The 16,379-nt window shown below is 62.5% G+C and carries 14 protein-coding genes; 5 read left to right on the forward strand and 9 right to left on the reverse strand.

All coding sequences use genetic code 11. The features are described 5' to 3' along the window. The 9 genes from PR017_RS24940 to PR017_RS24980 form a co-directional block, all read right to left on the reverse strand. Entirely contained in the window at nucleotides 1-1,758 is a 1,758-nt protein-coding gene (locus PR017_RS24940; protein ID WP_161959365.1) for an alpha/beta hydrolase, read from the reverse strand. 205 nt (nucleotides 1,759-1,963) lie between these two features. Next, complete coding sequence (locus tag PR017_RS24945) at nucleotides 1,964-2,656, reverse strand: response regulator transcription factor (RefSeq protein ID WP_111221513.1); 693 nt, start codon at nucleotides 2,654-2,656, stop codon at nucleotides 1,964-1,966. After that, nucleotides 2,653-5,364 carry a sensor histidine kinase gene (locus PR017_RS24950; RefSeq protein ID WP_111221512.1) on the reverse strand — a complete coding sequence of 904 codons (2,712 nt, stop codon included), beginning with the start codon at nucleotides 5,362-5,364 and terminating at the stop codon, nucleotides 2,653-2,655. Before PR017_RS24950 ends, PR017_RS24945 begins: the two co-directional genes overlap by 4 nt. 49 nt (nucleotides 5,365-5,413) lie before the next feature. After that, on the reverse strand, nucleotides 5,414-5,980 hold the full coding sequence (gene kdpC, locus PR017_RS24955; RefSeq protein ID WP_111221511.1) for a potassium-transporting ATPase subunit KdpC: 567 nt from the start codon (nucleotides 5,978-5,980) through the stop codon (nucleotides 5,414-5,416). A gap of 55 nt (nucleotides 5,981-6,035) precedes the next feature. Beyond that, entirely contained in the window at nucleotides 6,036-8,102 is a 2,067-nt protein-coding gene (kdpB, locus tag PR017_RS24960; RefSeq protein WP_111221510.1) for a potassium-transporting ATPase subunit KdpB, read from the reverse strand. 43 nt (nucleotides 8,103-8,145) lie between these two features. Continuing rightward, complete coding sequence (locus tag PR017_RS24965; RefSeq protein ID WP_162604199.1) at nucleotides 8,146-8,286, reverse strand: hypothetical protein; 141 nt, start codon at nucleotides 8,284-8,286, stop codon at nucleotides 8,146-8,148. Nucleotides 8,287-8,311: 25 nt separating this feature from the next. After that, a complete protein-coding gene (gene kdpA, locus PR017_RS24970) occupies nucleotides 8,312-10,015 on the reverse strand; it encodes a potassium-transporting ATPase subunit KdpA (protein WP_111221509.1) in 1,704 nt (567 codons plus the stop codon). Nucleotides 10,016-10,048: 33 nt separating this feature from the next. After that, nucleotides 10,049-10,138 (reverse strand): K(+)-transporting ATPase subunit F, encoded by a 90-nt coding sequence (gene kdpF, locus PR017_RS24975; RefSeq protein ID WP_111221508.1) that lies wholly within the window; start codon nucleotides 10,136-10,138, stop codon nucleotides 10,049-10,051. 407 nt (nucleotides 10,139-10,545) lie between these two features. Beyond that, the gene (locus PR017_RS24980) at nucleotides 10,546-11,343 is read right to left on the reverse strand and encodes an NAD-dependent epimerase/dehydratase family protein (RefSeq protein ID WP_111221507.1); all 798 of its coding nucleotides are present in this window, start codon (nucleotides 11,341-11,343) and stop codon (nucleotides 10,546-10,548) included. A gap of 142 nt (nucleotides 11,344-11,485) precedes the next feature. Here PR017_RS24980 and PR017_RS24985 point away from each other — a divergent pair, with 142 nt between their 5' ends. The 5 genes from PR017_RS24985 (at nucleotide 11,486) to PR017_RS25005 (ending at nucleotide 16,373) form a co-directional block, all read left to right on the forward strand. Then, nucleotides 11,486-12,223, forward strand: a complete 738-nt coding sequence (locus PR017_RS24985; RefSeq protein ID WP_111221592.1) for a FadR/GntR family transcriptional regulator — start codon at nucleotides 11,486-11,488, stop codon at nucleotides 12,221-12,223. Nucleotides 12,224-12,292: 69 nt separating this feature from the next. Further along, nucleotides 12,293-13,198: a 5-dehydro-4-deoxyglucarate dehydratase gene (gene kdgD, locus PR017_RS24990; protein ID WP_111221506.1), complete on the forward strand. Its 906-nt coding sequence runs from the start codon at nucleotides 12,293-12,295 to the stop codon at nucleotides 13,196-13,198. Between the two features lie 4 nt (nucleotides 13,199-13,202). Further along, nucleotides 13,203-14,339 (forward strand): mandelate racemase/muconate lactonizing enzyme family protein, encoded by a 1,137-nt coding sequence (locus PR017_RS24995; protein ID WP_111221505.1) that lies wholly within the window; start codon nucleotides 13,203-13,205, stop codon nucleotides 14,337-14,339. A gap of 1 nt (nucleotide 14,340) precedes the next feature. Beyond that, nucleotides 14,341-15,222: an amidohydrolase family protein gene (locus PR017_RS25000; RefSeq protein WP_111221504.1), complete on the forward strand. Its 882-nt coding sequence runs from the start codon at nucleotides 14,341-14,343 to the stop codon at nucleotides 15,220-15,222. A gap of 176 nt (nucleotides 15,223-15,398) precedes the next feature. Then, nucleotides 15,399-16,373: a TRAP transporter substrate-binding protein gene (locus PR017_RS25005; protein WP_111221503.1), complete on the forward strand. Its 975-nt coding sequence runs from the start codon at nucleotides 15,399-15,401 to the stop codon at nucleotides 16,371-16,373. Nucleotides 16,374-16,379 lie beyond the last annotated feature (6 nt).

Genomic DNA, 16,379 nt, shown 5'->3' on the forward strand with positions numbered 1-16,379 from the left:
CTAGGTTAAACTGCTGTTAGCCATCTCAGCTCCCGGCAGCACGTAAGCTGCCTTGCCGAGACGCTCAACCGCCTCGACGCATGTCAGCAGTTCCTTGAGGATCTCGTCGCGGGCGTGCCGGGCGGTCATGTTATGCTCCGCTCCGGCTGCGATACGCACGGTCGCATGGTCATACCCGGAGGCATGGCGCTTGCCGAAATGGCGGGCCAGTTCGTCCAGGCCGCCATCGTTCTCGGCGTACAGCAAAAACACGGCAACTCCGCGGGCTTGCAGCTGCTGTGCCTGCTGGCGAATGGCGGCTTTCAGTCTCCCGGCACTCGAAAGAGCACCGACGAAATGCGGCAGGCGCGTCGAAAGCTGTTTTCTGGCGATGCGCATGCCTTTTGCGCTGACTGCCAGCAGCGACTTGCGACCGGTGAGGACATCCCTTGCGATCTGCGTCGAGAATGCACGCCGGCGATAGTTTGCGACTGACGACGTCCCGCCGCTCATGATCTGTTCGAACGTCTCGCTTGGCGAAAGTCCGAGCCGTACGGTGTTGACGGCGACCAGCCCCCGGATGCGCGGATCTGCCACCGCCGTCTGGATCGCCGCGTATCCGCCACTGCATCGGCCGGATACGAGGACGGGACCTAGACCGAGCGCCTCGACCGTCGTGACGGCCTCGATGACGTCCCGGGTTTGCCCGTCGACATAGTAGGCGTGGCCATCGATATCTTCAGCGTCACCGATACCGCCGGTGTCGATCCGGAAACTCGCAACGCCTTGTAGCGCCAGCTTCCGAGCGAACTCGACATGCATGCGCGCCCAGCCGATGTGGTAGTTGTCGCCTGAATTGATCAATATGATGGTTGCCCGCGGCGGCGATATATTCGGCAGGCAGAGAATGGCGAACAGCCGTCCGCCGGGCCCGAACAGGATCGGCCTCTCGCTGTAGCCGTTGCCGCGCAGAGCCTCAGCCAGTTGCTGGTGCCCGGGGACCTGCTGTCTGCCCGGCGGCACCGTCTGCACCAGCCACGCACAGACATTTTCGAAACATTCGACCGGAGGGATAGAAGCTTGGTTATAGGCGAGAAATCCCTCAGACCCGGTGTAGGGCGCAGCCGTTACCGTAAATCCGGCAGTTGCAAGCCGCTGCGGCCAGTCTGCAACTCCAGGAGTGCCCGGTCTCAAGACGGATAGCAGCGGAGTCGGCGAACGCGGGCGGGTGCCCTCATCGAGCCGTAGCGCGGCGATCCCCTTGGCAAGTGCCAGCGAGATGGAGTGGCCGGCGATCTCAATCATGTCCTTCGAGGGGGCATTGGGCAGGCTTAGGAAGGAGCCGATCAGGCGACCGAGGATTTCCAGTTCGCGCAGCCCAGTGCGGCCTTCGCTCTGCGGGGCCATCTGGACGATGGCGGCTGCAGAAACGAGATCAGCGCAGTGTGGTGCCAGCAGTCCCCCCACGCCATGGCCAACGAGGACGATCCTCTCCATCGAATAACGTTCGATCATCAGGTTCGCCGCTGCCTTGACGGCGTCCAGCCAGTCGGTCAGCGAGACGCCGGCTTCCGTATCTCCGATGCTGTCGCCGGCGCCGGGCCAGTCGAAGCGCAGACAACAATAACCGGCTTTCGCCATTCTCTCCGCAAACCCGGCCCAGCCGCGCCGGATCGTCAGTTCCTCGAACCCCCAGGCTGGCAGCATGACCACGCCTGTGGTGCCACCGCCATCATGGATAAACCCCGCGCATCCCTGGAATGTGACTGGTATTCCCAACGCGCGTTCCAAGATATTTCCCCATGATGTATTCAACGATCGGCCCACCATGGCAGTCGTTCAAGATCTGCAGGGCGCGCCAGTGAAAGACATTAGCGTCGAGCAATATAAATATTTCGTATGCAGAGGGGATCTACTTCATACATAGCCGCCCTCGTCGCGTGCGCGCCGATCCGTTGCTACCTGCCTGAAGCTAAACCCTGCTTCAGTCGGGCGCCCGCAGCCGATAGCCGACGCCCGTTTCCGTGGTGATATAGACCGGCTGGTCGGGTGATGCCTCGATCTTCTGCCTGAGTTGGCGGACGTAGACGCGCAGATACTGCACGTCGGCGGCGGGTCCCCAGACCTGTTTCAGGACGAACTGGTGCGTCAGCACCTTGCCGGCATGTTGCGCCATGACGCGGAGGATGTCGTACTCCTTTGGCGACAGCTTGACCTCGACACTGTCCACTCGGACGATCCGCTTGACGAGATCGACGGATAGTCCTCCGGTCTGGAAAATGGCCTTCTCACCCTGTTGCTGCAGCCGGTGCCTCAAAGCGACGCGTATGCGGGCGGCAAGTTCGTTGACGCCGAAGGGCTTGGTCACATAGTCGTCGGCGCCGATTTCCAGCGCCTGGACGATGCCGCCCTCGTCCGTCCGGCTGGAGAGAATGACGACAGGGATGATCACTCCCTCGTCGCGCCATTGCTGCAGCAGTTCGTGACCGGGTTTGTCCGGCAGCCCGAGGTCGAGGATGATGAGGTCAGGTGGCTCGTTCTTGACAAGCCGAGCCGCCGAGAGAGCATCGGCAGCCTCGATAACATCGTATCCCTGCGCCGTCAGCCCGACGCGCAGGAGCCGACGGATCGGTGGTTCGTCGTCGACGATGAGGATCTTGATCGCTGCGCCTGTCATCTGAGATCTTCCATTGGGGGAGTGTCGATTGCGCGCGGCAGGCGGATGGTGAAGGCGGCTCCAGCTCGGTCCATGCGGTTTGCTGCCGTGACGGTGCCACCCATCGCCTCCACGAAGCCGCGGCAGATCGACAATCCGAGGCCTGTCCCGGCGCGCACCTGATCTCCCTTGCGGACGCGGTAGAACGTATCGAACACGCGTTCGAGGTCATCGCCCGGAATGCCCGGTCCCTCGTCGGCTACCTCGACGAAGACGTTGTAGGGGTTGGCCCAGCTGCGAATACTGATGGTCGTCCCCTCCGGCGCATATTTCGCGGCGTTGTCGAGGAGGTTGAAGAACACCTGCTCGAGAAGCACCGGATCGACGCGCACCATTGGCAGGTCTGCGGCGATCTGCACCTGCGTCTGGTGATGGACGAGAATTTTCGCGCTGCGCCGGAGGGCACTGCCGGCGATATCCTCGATGAAGTACAGCGCACTGTTCGGCTCCATCGCGCCGGACCCGATGCGTGTCATGTCGAGAAGGTTGGCAATGAAGCGGTTCAGCCGTTCGGATTCGTCGACGATGGTCGACAGCAGGTCGGCGCGGTCCTCGGCAGTCATCGAATCCAGATAGTCGCGTAACGTCCCGGCAGCACCGAGGATGGCCGCCAGCGGCGTCTTCAGATCATGGGAAATGGAGGTCAGCAATGCCGACCGCAAACGGTCCGCCTCGACGGCAAGCTTGGCGCGGTCCACGTCGCCGACGAGCTGGATGCGCTCGATGGCGAGTGCGGCCTGATCCGCCAGCGCGTCCAGCAGGCGCTGCTGCTCCGGCGTTAGCAACGGGCCGTCACGCCGATCGCTGTCGAGGCCGATCACGCCGACGGCCGAGCGGCCGGTGCGCAACGGCACATAGAGGCGCTTGGCGCCGGGCAGCGTATCGGCGCCGCGACCGGCGGCGTGGTTGTGATCCCAGGCCCAGCGCGCGGCCGCAATGTCGGCGTCGTCCAGCGTGTCGTCCGGCGGATAGCCCGCCTTGACGGCAATCGTGCCGTCTTCCGGCAACAGCAGCACGACGCGAACCTTGAGCATGGAGGCCAGCTGGAAGGCCGTTGCCCAGAGCACGTCATCCAGCGTGCCGGTGCCGGCGAGCTTCTTCGAAAAGAGGTAAAGGTCTTCCGTGGTCCTGGCACGATGGCGGGCGGCAGCGGCTTGCCGTTGCACTGTTGCGGTCAGGTTGCTGGCGATGATCGCCACGCCGAAGAAGAAGAATAGCGCCAGCACGCTTTCGGGATCGCTGATCGTGAAGGTGTAGCGCGGCGGCAGGAAAAAGAAGTTGAAGGCCAGCGAACCGAGCACCGACGAATAGAGCGCCGGCCGCAGCCCGTGCATGACAGCAGAGGTCAGCACCGCCATCAGGAAGACAAGCGCCAGGTTGCGGACATCGAGGAACTGGTCGAGGAGTGCGCCGACCATCAGCGCGATGACGACATAACCGGTGGCAAGGAGATATGCCTTGAGGTCGAACGTCGGCACTGCGGCGGCGCTCGCGACACCGCGTGCTGCCACCGGCGCATCCTTGTCGTTGCCGGAAATGACATGGACGCTGATATCGCCGGCGCGCCGGATCAGCGCGTCCGAGGCCGACCCCATGAAGGAGTCCCGCCAGCGCCGCTTGCGCGGTGCGCTGGTGACGATATGGGTGACGTTCTGGCTGGCGGCGTGCTGCAGCAGTTCCTCGGCGACGTCCCGCCCCGGAATGGTGATTGCCTCGCCGCCTAGCTGTTCGGCAAGCCTCAGGGTGGCCGCGATCGTGTCACGCTCCGTCTCCGAGAGATTGATCGAGCGGTTCGTCTCCACATAGACCGCAGACCACCGCGCCCGCAGGCGCGATGCCATCCGCGCCCCGTAGCGCACCAGCGATGCCGAGCGCGGATCTTCATCGACGGAGACGAGAATACGCTCGCCGGCAGCCCAGGGCCCGGCAATCGCATTGGCCTGCATATGCGTCAAAAGCTGGTCGTCGACGCGCTGGGCGGTGCGGCGCAGGGCGAGTTCGCGCAGGGCCGTGAGGTTGCCCGGCGTAAAATAGTTCGTCAGCGCCCGCTCCGCCGTTTTGGCGACATAGACCTTGCCGTCGTGCAGGCGCTTGATGAGATCGTCCGGCGTCAGGTCGATGATCTCGACGTCGTCGGCCATGTCGATGATCGAGTCCGGGACGGTCTCGCGAACCCGGATGCGGGTGATCTGCGATACGACGTCGTTGAGGCTTTCTACATGTTGGATGTTCAAGGTCGTATAGACGTTGATCCCGCGGTCGAGCAGCTCCTTGACATCGAGGTAGCGTTTCGGGTGGCGGCTGCCCTCGGCGTTGGTGTGAGCCAGCTCGTCGACCAGCACCCAGTCCGGTCGCCGGGCGAGGATAGCATCAAGGTCCATCTCCTCGAGCAGCTGGCCCTTGTAGGGCAGCTTGACGCGCGGGACGATCTCGAAGCCGGAAAGCAGCGCCTGCGTTTCCTTGCGCCCGTGGGTCTCGACGACGCCGATGACGACGTCGAAGCCGTCGGCGATCTTGGCCCGACCGGAGACAAGCATCTCGTAGGTCTTGCCGACCCCCGGAGCAGCACCCAGAAAAATCTTCAGGCGGCCGCGTGTCTCAGCCCGGGCCTTCTCCAACAGGGCGTCGGGTGAAGGTCTCAGCAATTGATCGCGGTCGCCTGCAGACATGAAGTCATTCTTTCGCAATTGGCCCTAGCCCGGGGCTGGCCAAGGCCTGTTAGGTCGCCATGGCGTCAAGTGCCTGGTTGAGAGCCAGAACGTTGACCGTGGCCTCGCCCAGAATGCCGAGTTCGCGGCCCTGGACGATCGTATCAACCAACGTCTTTACCTTGGCTTCGTCCAAGTTGCGAGCCTTGGCAATCCGGGGCACCTGAAAGTAGGCAGCCTCCGGCGAAATGGCCGGATCGAGGCCGCTGCCGGAAGCGGTCACGAGATCGGCGGGCACCTCTGCATTCGGATTGGTAGCCTTGGCGGCGTCATAATCGGCCTTGACACGGTCGATCAATTTTTTCGAGGTCGGGCCGAGGTTGGAGCCACCGGAGCTTGAAGCATTATAGCCATCACCGGCCGCAGAGGGGCGCCCGTGGAAATAGCGGTCGCTGGCGAAAGCCTGTCCGATCAGGCTGGAGCCGATGACCTTGCCGTCCTTGACGACAAGACTGCCGGCCGCCTGCGTCGGAAACAGCGCCTTGGCAGCGCCGGTCATTGCGAGCGGATAGACAAGGCCGGTGAGAGCCGTGGTCACGACGATCATCACGATGGCGGGGCGGAGCTGGTTCAGCATTTATGAGTACTCCCTGGTTGGGGTGAAAGCGAGAATGCGGCGGTGGCGACGCCGGTTATGCAAGGCCGAGCGCCGTGACGATCATGTCGATTGCCTTGATGCCGATGAAAGGCACGATAACGCCGCCGAGACCGTAGATCAGCAGATTGCGGCTGAGCAGCGCGCCGGCACCGATAGGGCGGTATTTGACACCCTTCAGCGACAGCGGGATCAGGGCAATGATGATCAGCGCATTGAAGATGATCGCCGATAGGATAGCGCTCTGCGTCGAGGCCAGCCCCATGATGTTGAGCGCCTTCAGCTGGGGGTAGAAGGCGATGAACATGGCCGGGATGATCGCGAAATACTTGGCGATATCATTGGCGATCGAGAAGGTGGTGAGCGCGCCGCGGGTCATCAGCAACTGCTTGCCGATCTCGACGATCTCGATCAACTTGGTCGGATCGCTGTCGAGGTCGACCATGTTGCCCGCTTCTCGGGCCGCGACCGTGCCGGTATTCATGGCCACGCCGACATCGGCCTGGGCCAGCGCCGGGGCGTCGTTGGTGCCATCGCCGCACATGGCGACGAGCTTGCCCTTGGCCTGTTCCTCGCGCATCAGCGCCAGCTTCATTTCCGGCGTTGCCTGGGCGAGGAAGTCATCGACACCGGCTTCGGCAGCGATGGCCGCTGCGGTCATGGGATTGTCGCCGGTGATCATCACGGTGCGGATGCCCATGCGGCGCAGTTCGGCGAAGCGTTCGCGGATGCCGCCCTTGACGATGTCCTTGAGCTGGATGACGCCGAGCAGGCGCCCGTCGCGGGCTACGGCCAGCGGTGTCGCACCCGATTTTGCGATCTCGTCGGCAATCGCCTGCAACTCGCGAACGACGTCATGATCGGCACTGCCGGAAGACGAACCGGCGCCCGTGACATAGGCAAGCACGGAGTCGACCGCACCCTTGCGGATCGATGATCCATCGACATCGACGCCGCTCATGCGGGTCTGCGCCGTGAAGGGCACGAAGGTTGCCGAAAGCGCGGTCATGTCGCGGCCGCGGATCGCGTATTTTTCCTTGGCGAGCACGACGATCGAGCGGCCTTCCGGCGTTTCGTCGGCAAGCGAAGCCAGCTGCGCCGCGTCGGCAAGGTCCTGCTCGGTGACACCCCGGACAGGCCGGAATGATGTTGCCTGGCGGTTGCCGAGCGTGATCGTGCCGGTCTTGTCGAGCAGCAGCGTATCGACGTCGCCGGCCGCTTCGACCGCGCGGCCGGACATGGCGAGCACGTTGAAGCGGACGAGACGATCCATGCCTGCGATGCCGATGGCCGACAGCAGCGCGCCGATGGTGGTCGGGATGAGCGTGACGAACAGCGCGACCAGGATGATGATCGGAATCGAGCCGCCGGCGTAGGAGGCAAAGCTCGGGATGGTGGCGGTGGCGAGAACGAAGATCAGCGTCATCCCGGCGAGCAGGATGTTGAGGGCGATCTCGTTCGGCGTCTTCTGCCGCTCGGCGCCTTCCACCAAGGCGATCATGCGGTCGATGAACGTCGAGCCGGCAGCAGCGGTGATGCGGACACGAATCTGGTCGGAGAGCACCTGCGTGCCGCCGGTCACAGCCGAACGGTCACCGCCGGACTCGCGGATGACAGGAGCTGATTCGCCGGTGATTGCCGCCTCGTTGACGGAGGCAACGCCTTCGATCACTTCGCCGTCCGATGGGATGATGTCACCGGCCTCGACCAGCACGACATCGCCGACCTTGAGGCTCGTGCCAGACACCATGATGAAGGCATCGCGGCTTCCGGACTGCAGCAGCTTGGCCTGGGTTTCCGTCCGCGACTTGCGCAGCGAGGCCGCCTGCGCCTTGCCGCGCCCTTCGGCAACAGCTTCGGCGAAATTGGCAAACAGCACAGTGAACCAGAGCCAGATATTGACCTGCAGCGAGAAGCCGAGGTTGCTTCCGCCGGTGGCGAGATCACGGATGAACAGCACCGTCGTCAGCAGGGAAACTGTCGCAACGACGAACATGACCGGGTTCTTGGAAAGCGTACGCGGGTTGAGCTTTGCGAATGCACCGCCGATGGCGGGTATGAGAATGCGACTATCGAGGATACTCGCAGATTTTGCCTGGCTCATTGAGAGACTCCAGCGAAAGAGGAAGCGTGATCGGATGGGCCGGTCAGCCGTGAAGGATTTTGAAAGCGGCAAGCACGACCAGCAGGATGGCCATCATCATCAGGATGACGTCCGAGGCGCGGGTCGCTGCCGCCGGCCCTCGTGCCGGCGAACCGGCGCGAGGGCGTGTACGTTTGCGAAGCATGTGTCGCAGGATCATCTGGCGGACCTCAGAATGTCTGCCCGGCGATCATCATCAGGTGCTCGACCACCGGTCCGAGCGCCAGCGCCGGGAAGAAGGTCAAGCCGCCGACGATGACGATCGTGCCGACGAGCAGGCCGACAAACAGCGGACCATCGGTCGGGAACGTCCCGGCGGACGACGGTACCCGCTTCTTGGTGACCAGCGATCCGGCAATGGCCAGAGCCGGGATGATCACCAGGAAACGACCCATCAGCATCGAGATGCCAAGCGTGATGTTGTACCAGGGCGTATTGCCGGAGAGGCCGCCGAATGCAGAGCCGTTGTTGGCAGCGGTCGAGGTGTATGCATAGAGGATCTCCGAGAAGCCGTGGGGCCCGGCCGTGCCGATCGAGGCAACGGCGCTCGGAAGCACGGAGGCAATCGCCGTGAAGATCAGCATCGCGGTCGGCAGGCAGAGAATGGCAAGGATAGCCATCTTCATTTCCTTGGCCTCGATCTTCTTGCCGAGATATTCCGGCGTGCGGCCAACCATCAGGCCGGCAACGAAGATGGCGATGATCACGAAGAGCACGATGCCGTAGAAGCCTGCGCCGACACCGCCGACGATGACTTCGCCGAGCTGCATGTTGATCAGCGGAATGAGGCCGCCGAGCGCCGTGAAGCTGCCATGCATGGCGTTGACCGCGCCGCAGGAGGCCGCCGTGGTGATGACGGCGAAGAGCGACGAAAGCACGACGCCGAAGCGGACTTCCTTGCCCTCCATGTTGCCGCCCTGAAGACCGAAGGCATGCATCAGCGGATTGCCGGCAGCCTCGGCCCAGTAGGTGACACCGACACCGACGACAAACAGGATGCCCATCGTTGCAAGGATCGCCCAGCCCTGCCGCTGATTGCCGACCATCCGGCCGAAGACATTGGTCAAGGCAGCACCGATAGCAAAGATCGACACCATCTGGATGAGATTGGAAATCGCATCCGGGTTTTCGAAGGGATGGGCGGAGTTGGCATTGAAGAAGCCGCCACCGTTGGTGCCGAGCATCTTGATCGCCAGCTGCGAGGCCACCGGGCCGACAGCGATCGTCTGCTGTGCGCCTTCAAGCGTCGTTGCCGTGACATAGGCGCCCAGCGTCTGCGGCACGCCGAGATAGACGAAGACCAGCGTCATGACGATGCAGATCGGCAGCAGGATGTAGAATGTGGCGCGGGTCATATCGACCCAGAAATTGCCGATTGCCTTGCCGGAGGCCCGTGAAAAGCCCCGGATGAGGCCCATCGCGATGGCCATGCCGGTCGCTGCCGACAGGAAGTTCTGGACTGTGAAGCCCGCCATCTGCGTCAGGTACGACATGATGCTTTCGCCGCCGTAGTTCTGCCAATTGGTGTTGGTGACAAAGCTCACGGCGGTGTTGAACGACAAATCCGTCGGCACGGCTGCCATGCCGGCGGGGTTGTAGGGCAGAACAGCCTGCAGGCGCTGCAGTGCATAAAGCACGGCGACGCCCAAGAGGTTGAACATCAGCAAGGAGAACGCGTAGGACGTCCAGTGCTGTTCTTCGCGCTCGCTGGTGCCTGCAAGGCGGTAAAGTCCGCGCTCGACAGGGCCAAACGCGATCGAGAGGTAAGTGCGCTCGCCCGCAAACACGCGGGTCATGTAGCCGCCGAGCGGTTTGACGAGCACTATGACGATCCCGCAAAAAAGCAGGATCTGAAGCCATCCGTTGAGGGTCATGGGGTTATCTTTCAGGTCCCGGCGCCGGGCGGATCAGAAGCGCTCTGGGCGAATGAGGGCGTAGGTGAGATAAACCGTTAGGAAGACGGTCACCGCACCGCTCAAAATGTAGTCGAACAGCATGGTTGTTGTTCCTTTTCAGAGACGGTCGCAGGCTTTGGTGTAGGCAAAACAAAGCCCGAAAAAGATGATGACGATGCCAAGCATGGCGATATCCATTGCGCGCATGTCCTTTCAGAATGTCGAGAAACAGGGAGCCAAAGGGCTCTTGCCGGCGAGAAAGCACGTGCTTCCCGCAACGATGGTATGCACCCGATCCGCATAAACGTTCGAGACGTGATCGCGGCGGCCCATATAAAAAAGCTATAAAGATCTGGAGAGTTTTGCCGCCTGCGGGGCCGGGCAGAAATGTGCCGTAAAAAATGCGGCATACGTGCCGTTTCAGCCGCGAGCTGAAGGCGCGACTGCAGCTATATTAATTGGAGACAACCGGCTAAGGCAGCCGGGCCCGTCGGACGGGCGGGACGGCGTCAATCCTCGACGAAGATCGGATCCTGCGTGAACCGCCCGCCCTGGTAGACGGCTATTGGCGATTGGGGATCGGGGCAGGCAACCGTCGCGTCAACCTCGGCGCGAAAGCGCTCGGCATTGTCCTTCGGATGCCAACCCAGGAAAGACGCGGCGGAATTGTCCCACCAGCGGCTGTCATTGTCCGACACGCCCCATATGATCGGGCATCCCAGCATCGGCGCGCGGAAGACGCAGCCGATCAGGCTGGCAAAATCGTCGTAGGACATCCAGGTCGACAGCATCCGGTGATTGGATGGCTTTTCCATGCAGCTGCCGATCCGCACGATGGCAGTCTCCTGCTGGAACTTGTCGAAATACATGTGCGCCAGCGCCTCGCCGAAACATTTCGACACGCCATAGAGCCCGTCGGGGCGCATCGGTGCGGCAGTGTCGAGGTGCTGGTCCTGCCTGTAGAAACCGACGGTGTGGTTCGAGCTCGCAAACAGAATGCGCGGTTTTCCATTCGCACGGGCCGCCTCGTAGAGATTGTAGAGGCCGAGCAGGTTGGCATTGAGGATCTTGGAAAACTTGTCTTCGACGGATATGCCGCCAAGATGCAGGATACCATCGCAACCCTCCACGAGCCGATGGACGGCTTCAGCGTCGCCGAGGTCGCAGCTCACCAGTTCCTCGTGCGCTGCAGCCTCACCGAGGTCGACGATATCGGACAGCCGGATGATATCCGCCATCGACGCCAGACGTTCGCGCATCGCGCGGCCCAAACCGCCTGCAGCGCCGGTCACCAGCAATCTCTTCATATCAAACTCCTCCCGATCAATTCGAACTCATCATACATGTTGGCGGATTCACGTCAACGATGCAGCTTCGTCATGGCTTATGCCGCCGATATGATATAGGCATTCAACGATACAAGTCTTGCAGAGCGAAGGAACCGCCGACGTGGCCCTACAGCCTAAGTCACAAACCGAAGCAAAGTCGCAAACCCTGGTGGCCCGTCTTAGCGACACACTGCGCCGCGCCATTGCCGCCGGTCAGTTTCCCCCCGGCAGCAAACTGCCGAGCGAGGCGCAACTGACCGAAACCCACGGGGTCAGTCGCACCGTGGTGCGCGAAGCGATAGCCGCTCTCCGTTCCGACCGTCTGGTCGAGGCGCAACAGGGTGCGGGAGTTTTCGTGCTTGAACCGCCCGCCCAGGTCCAGGCCTTCGGCGGCCTCGATCACGCCCGTGTTTCCTCGGTTATCGAGCTTCTGGAGCTCAGAGCAGCCGTCGAAGTCGAGGCGGCGGGCCTTGCCGCCCTGCGTCGATCGCCCGCCCAGGAGGAGGCAATCTTCGAGCGGCACCACGCGCTGCGTGACTGTCTCGACGCCGGGGTCCCGACCAGCGAGGCCGACTTCGCGCTGCATCTCGCCATCGCCGAGGCGACCAATAACGGCCGGTTTCGCGAATTCCTGTCGATGATCGGACCGCGCATCATTCCGCGCGCTGCTATCCGTGACGGAGAAAGCGAAGCCGACCAGTCGGCCTATATCCTGCTCATCGACGACGAGCATCAGCAGATCGTCGCCGCCATTTCTGCCGGTGACGAGGAAACTGCCCGGGCCGCCATGCGCCGCCATCTCAGGGGTAGCCAGGACCGCTACCGCACACTGTTGCGCGGCCAGCGTAAACCTGTATGATGAGTTGTTGACAACAAATCCAGTTGCCTATACGACGAATGCAGCTGAAGGAGCCTGGAGGGGAACCCGATGACACCACAAGAAATCAAGACCGCGCTCGGTGCCGGCCTTCTATCCTTTCCCGTCACGCATTTCGGTGCGGACGAAAAATTCCAGCCGGAAAGCTATCAGCGCCACATCGAATGGCTTTCCAGCTACGATGCACCAGTGCTTTTTGCAGCTGGCGGCACTGGCGAGTTCTTCTCGCTGTCGCCAGATGAAATTCCGACGATCGTCAAGGCCGCCAAGGAAGCGGCCGGCTCGACCGCTATCGTCTCGGGTTGCGGCTTTGGCGCCCATGTCGGCGTCGAACTGGCGCAGGCCGTACAGAAGGCCGGGGCCGATGGCATCCTGCTGCTGCCACATTACCTGATCGATGCGCCGCAGGAAGGGCTTTTCACCCATATCAAGCGCATCTGCCAATCTGTCGATATCGGCGTCATGGTCTATAACCGCGACAACTCTGTGCTGTCGGTCGACACCCTGCAGCGCCTTTGCGACGCCTGCCCCAACCTGGTCGGCTTCAAGGATGGCACCGGAGAAATCGGCAACGTTCGCCAGATCACCGCGACGCTCGGCGACCGTCTCACCTATCTCGGCGGCATGCCGACGGCAGAGCTCTTCGCCGAGGCCTATCTCGGAGCCGGCTTCACCACCTACTCGTCGGCCGTCTTCAACTTCGTGCCGGATCTCGCCGTCGACTTCTACCAGGCGCTCCGTTCCGGCGATCGCGCCCGTTGCGAGACGATCCTCAAGGATTTCTTCTATCCGTTCATGGCGATCCGCAACCGGCGCAAGGGCTATGCTGTCGCTGCCATCAAGGCCGGCGTTCGGCTGCAGGGTTTCGATGCCGGCAACGTCAGGCCGCCGCTGGATGACCTGACGCGAGAAGAAGAGGCGATGCTCGAAAAGCTCATTTCGCCTTGGAAACGCTAGGCCGATGAAGATCGCCGCCGTCCACACGCACCTGCTCGAATACCATCTGCCAGTACCCTTCGAAAGTGCATCGATGCGCTTCGACCGCCGCGCGCATATGCTCGTCGAGATCGTGTGCGACGACGGCACGATCGGCTGGGGCGAATGCCTCGGCCCGGCGCGACCGAATGCAGCAGTCGTCGCTGCCTATGCGAGCCGGCTGATCGGCGTTGATCCGCTCGAGACCGAAAAGATATGGGCGGTCCTCTACAACGCGCTGCGCGATCAGGGCCAACGCGGACTTTCCATCACCGCGCTGTCCGGCATCGACATTGCGCTCTGGGACATCAAGGGCAAGCATTTCGGCGTGCCGATCTCGACGCTTCTGGGCGGCCGTTTCCGCGAGAGCGTCCGTGCCTATGCCACCGGCAGTTTCAAGCGCGATGGTGTCGACCGGATCGAGGACAATGCGAACGAGATGGGAACGCATGCCAGGGCAGGGTTCCACGCGGTCAAGATAAAGATCGGGTTCAATGTCGAGGAAGACCTGCGCGTCATCCGTGCTGTGCGCGAGGCCATCGGGCCAGACACGCGGCTGATGATCGATGCCAACCACGGCTACGACGTCATCGAGGCGGTGTCGCTGGGCAAGCGCGCCGCCGAATACGGTATCGACTGGTTCGAGGAGCCCGTCGTTCCGGAACAGTTGGGCGCCTATCGCGCGGTGCGCGCAGGCCAGCCGATCCCGGTGGCGGGAGGCGAGACCTGGCATACGCGCTGGGGCATGCAGGAGCCGATCGAGAGCCGCGCAATCGACATCATCCAGCCGGACCTGTGCGGCGTCGGAGGCTTTACCGAAGCGCGCCGCATCGCCGACATGGCGGCGCTGCACGGTGTGCGCGTCGTGCCGCATGTCTGGGGTACCGCGGTCCATATCGCCGCAGCGCTGCAGTTCATGGCGTCGATGATCCCCAACCCGGTCCGGGTCAATCCCATCGAGCCGATCCTCGAATTCGACCGCACCGACAATCCCTTCCGCCAGGCTGTCATCACGAACCCCATAGAACACCAGAACGGCGTTGTAGCGATCCCTGATGGTCCGGGGCTCGGCATCGAGATCGACCGGGCGGCGCTCGCCGAGTTCCGCATGGGAGACGACTGACATGCTTGTCCGTCCCGTCGCCGGCCTCAGGCCGCGCCTCGCCCTTCCCGTCGGTGCCATCGACAGCCAGACGCATATGTACCTCCCCGGCTTCCCTGCGCTTCCCGGCGGACCGCCGCTGCCCACCGGCGACCTGCCGACACCATCGCAATATCGTCAGCTTATGTCGTGGCTCGGCATCGAGCGCGTGGTGATCACCCAGGGCAATTCCCATCAGCGCGACAATGGCAACCTGATTGCTTGCCTGGCCGAAATGGGCGGCAGCGCTCGCGGCGTTGCCGTCATCGATGCGGACTCGACGGACGCCGAACTTGACGCTCTCGCTGGGGCCGGCGTCGTCGGTGCCCGGATCATGGATCTTCCCGGCGGCGCGGTCGGACTGGAAGCACTCGAGGACATCGACGCGAGGGCAAATTCCCGGGACTGGATGCTGGCGATCCAGTTCGACGGTAGCGACATCCTCACCCATGAACCACGACTCGCAAGGCTGAAATCGCGGTGGGTTCTCGATCATCACGGCAAGTTTTTTGCGGGTGTTGAGCCTGACGGCCCAGAGGTCGCAGCGCTGAAGCGGCTCATCGATGGCGGCCGGTGCTGGTTCAAGTTTGCAGGCTGCTATGAATCGTCGAAATCCGGCGGTCCTGACTTTGCCGATATCGCGGCGGTCGCCCGGGCAATCTCAACGCACGCGCCGGAGCGGATCGTCTGGGGCACCAACTGGCCGCACAACCTGGCGCGCTGCCAGGAGCAATATCCGGACGATGCTGCGCTGGCGGATACCGTGCTCGGATGGCTTGCAGATGACCATGCCCGAAAGCTGGCATTGGTCGGCAATCCGGAGAAGCTTTATGGATTTCCACCTGCCAAAGGCACGGTGGCTTGAGCTTTTGCCGGAACGAGGAGGTTTCGGCATCGGCGTGGGAGGACAGCGGGGACGTCGAGTAGAGTTTGAACGTCCCGACCCCGTGAACATCGATTTCTACGCCTAACCGGCGCCTCGCTCTCCGACAGAGCAAAAGCGGACGGCCATTTTGTTTCGTATTGGGAGAGAGAGAAACAATGAACCACAGCAAGATCATCACTGTTGCCTTTGCCGGCCTGCTGGCACTTGGCACGTTCGCGCCGGCACAGGCGCGCCAGTTCCGCTCGGCCGACGTCCAGGCACCGGACTACCCGACCGTCAAGGCCGTGCAGTTCATGAGTGACGCGCTCAGCAAGGCATCGGACGGAAAATACACCATCAAGGTGTTCCCGAACTCGCAGCTCGGCAGCGAGAAGGACACGATCGAGCAGGTCAAGCTCGGCGCGCTGGACTTCATCCGCGTCAATGCCGGAACGCTGAACACCATTTGCCCGGCGATGATGGTGCCGGTGCTGCCCTTCATGTTCCATGACAAGGCACAGATGCGCACTGTGCTCGATGGACCGATCGGCGACAAGATCCTCGCCGATTGCGATGCCCACGGACTGGTCGGCCTCGCCTTCTACGATTCCGGCTCGCGCTCCTTCTACACCACCAAGCCGGTGCGCAAGATGGAAGACCTGAAGGGCATGAAGATCCGCGTCCAGCAATCGGATGTCTGGGTGGCGATGATGAAGGCGCTCGGCGCCAATGCAACGCCGATGCCGACGGGTGAAGTCTACACCGGCCTGAAGACGGGCCTGATCGACGGTGCCGAAAACAACTGGCCGAGCTACTACAACTTCCACCACTATGAGCTGGCAAAGTATTACTCGCTCACCGAACACTCGATGTCCCCGGATGTCCTGCTGATGTCGAAGCGCGTCTATGACAGCTTCACACCGGCCGAACAGACGCAGGTCCGCCAGCTCGCCAAGCAGTCGGTCACCTATATGCGCCAGCTCTGGGACGCCATGGAAACGACGTCCGAAGAGAAGGTCAAGGCATCCGGCGTAGAAGTCATCACCATCGACAAGACACCGTTCGAAGCTGCGATGAAGCCGATCTACGATCAGTTCGTCACCGATCCTGCCCTGAAGGACATGATCATCGCCATCAAAGCGACGAAGTAGCGTCTC

Source organism: Rhizobium tumorigenes, from assembly GCF_003240565.2.
Lineage (GTDB): Bacteria > Pseudomonadota > Alphaproteobacteria > Rhizobiales > Rhizobiaceae > Rhizobium > Rhizobium tumorigenes.

Coding starts and splice junctions, on each gene's coding strand:
- kdpB (WP_111221510.1), bottom strand. CDS start 8,102: ATGAGCCAGGCAAAATCTGCGAGTATCCTCGATAGTCGCATTCTCATA.
- PR017_RS24950 (WP_111221512.1), bottom strand. CDS start 5,364: ATGTCTGCAGGCGACCGCGATCAATTGCTGAGACCTTCACCCGACGCC.
- PR017_RS24965 (WP_162604199.1), bottom strand. CDS start 8,286: ATGCTTCGCAAACGTACACGCCCTCGCGCCGGTTCGCCGGCACGAGGG.
- PR017_RS24980 (WP_111221507.1), bottom strand. CDS start 11,343: ATGAAGAGATTGCTGGTGACCGGCGCTGCAGGCGGTTTGGGCCGCGCG.
- kdpC (WP_111221511.1), bottom strand. CDS start 5,980: ATGCTGAACCAGCTCCGCCCCGCCATCGTGATGATCGTCGTGACCACG.
- PR017_RS25005 (WP_111221503.1), top strand. CDS start 15,399: ATGAACCACAGCAAGATCATCACTGTTGCCTTTGCCGGCCTGCTGGCA.
- PR017_RS24995 (WP_111221505.1), top strand. CDS start 13,203: ATGAAGATCGCCGCCGTCCACACGCACCTGCTCGAATACCATCTGCCA.
- kdpA (WP_111221509.1), bottom strand. CDS start 10,015: ATGACCCTCAACGGATGGCTTCAGATCCTGCTTTTTTGCGGGATCGTC.
- PR017_RS24945 (WP_111221513.1), bottom strand. CDS start 2,656: ATGACAGGCGCAGCGATCAAGATCCTCATCGTCGACGACGAACCACCG.
- kdpF (WP_111221508.1), bottom strand. CDS start 10,138: ATGCTGTTCGACTACATTTTGAGCGGTGCGGTGACCGTCTTCCTAACG.
- PR017_RS25000 (WP_111221504.1), top strand. CDS start 14,341: ATGCTTGTCCGTCCCGTCGCCGGCCTCAGGCCGCGCCTCGCCCTTCCC.
- kdgD (WP_111221506.1), top strand. CDS start 12,293: ATGACACCACAAGAAATCAAGACCGCGCTCGGTGCCGGCCTTCTATCC.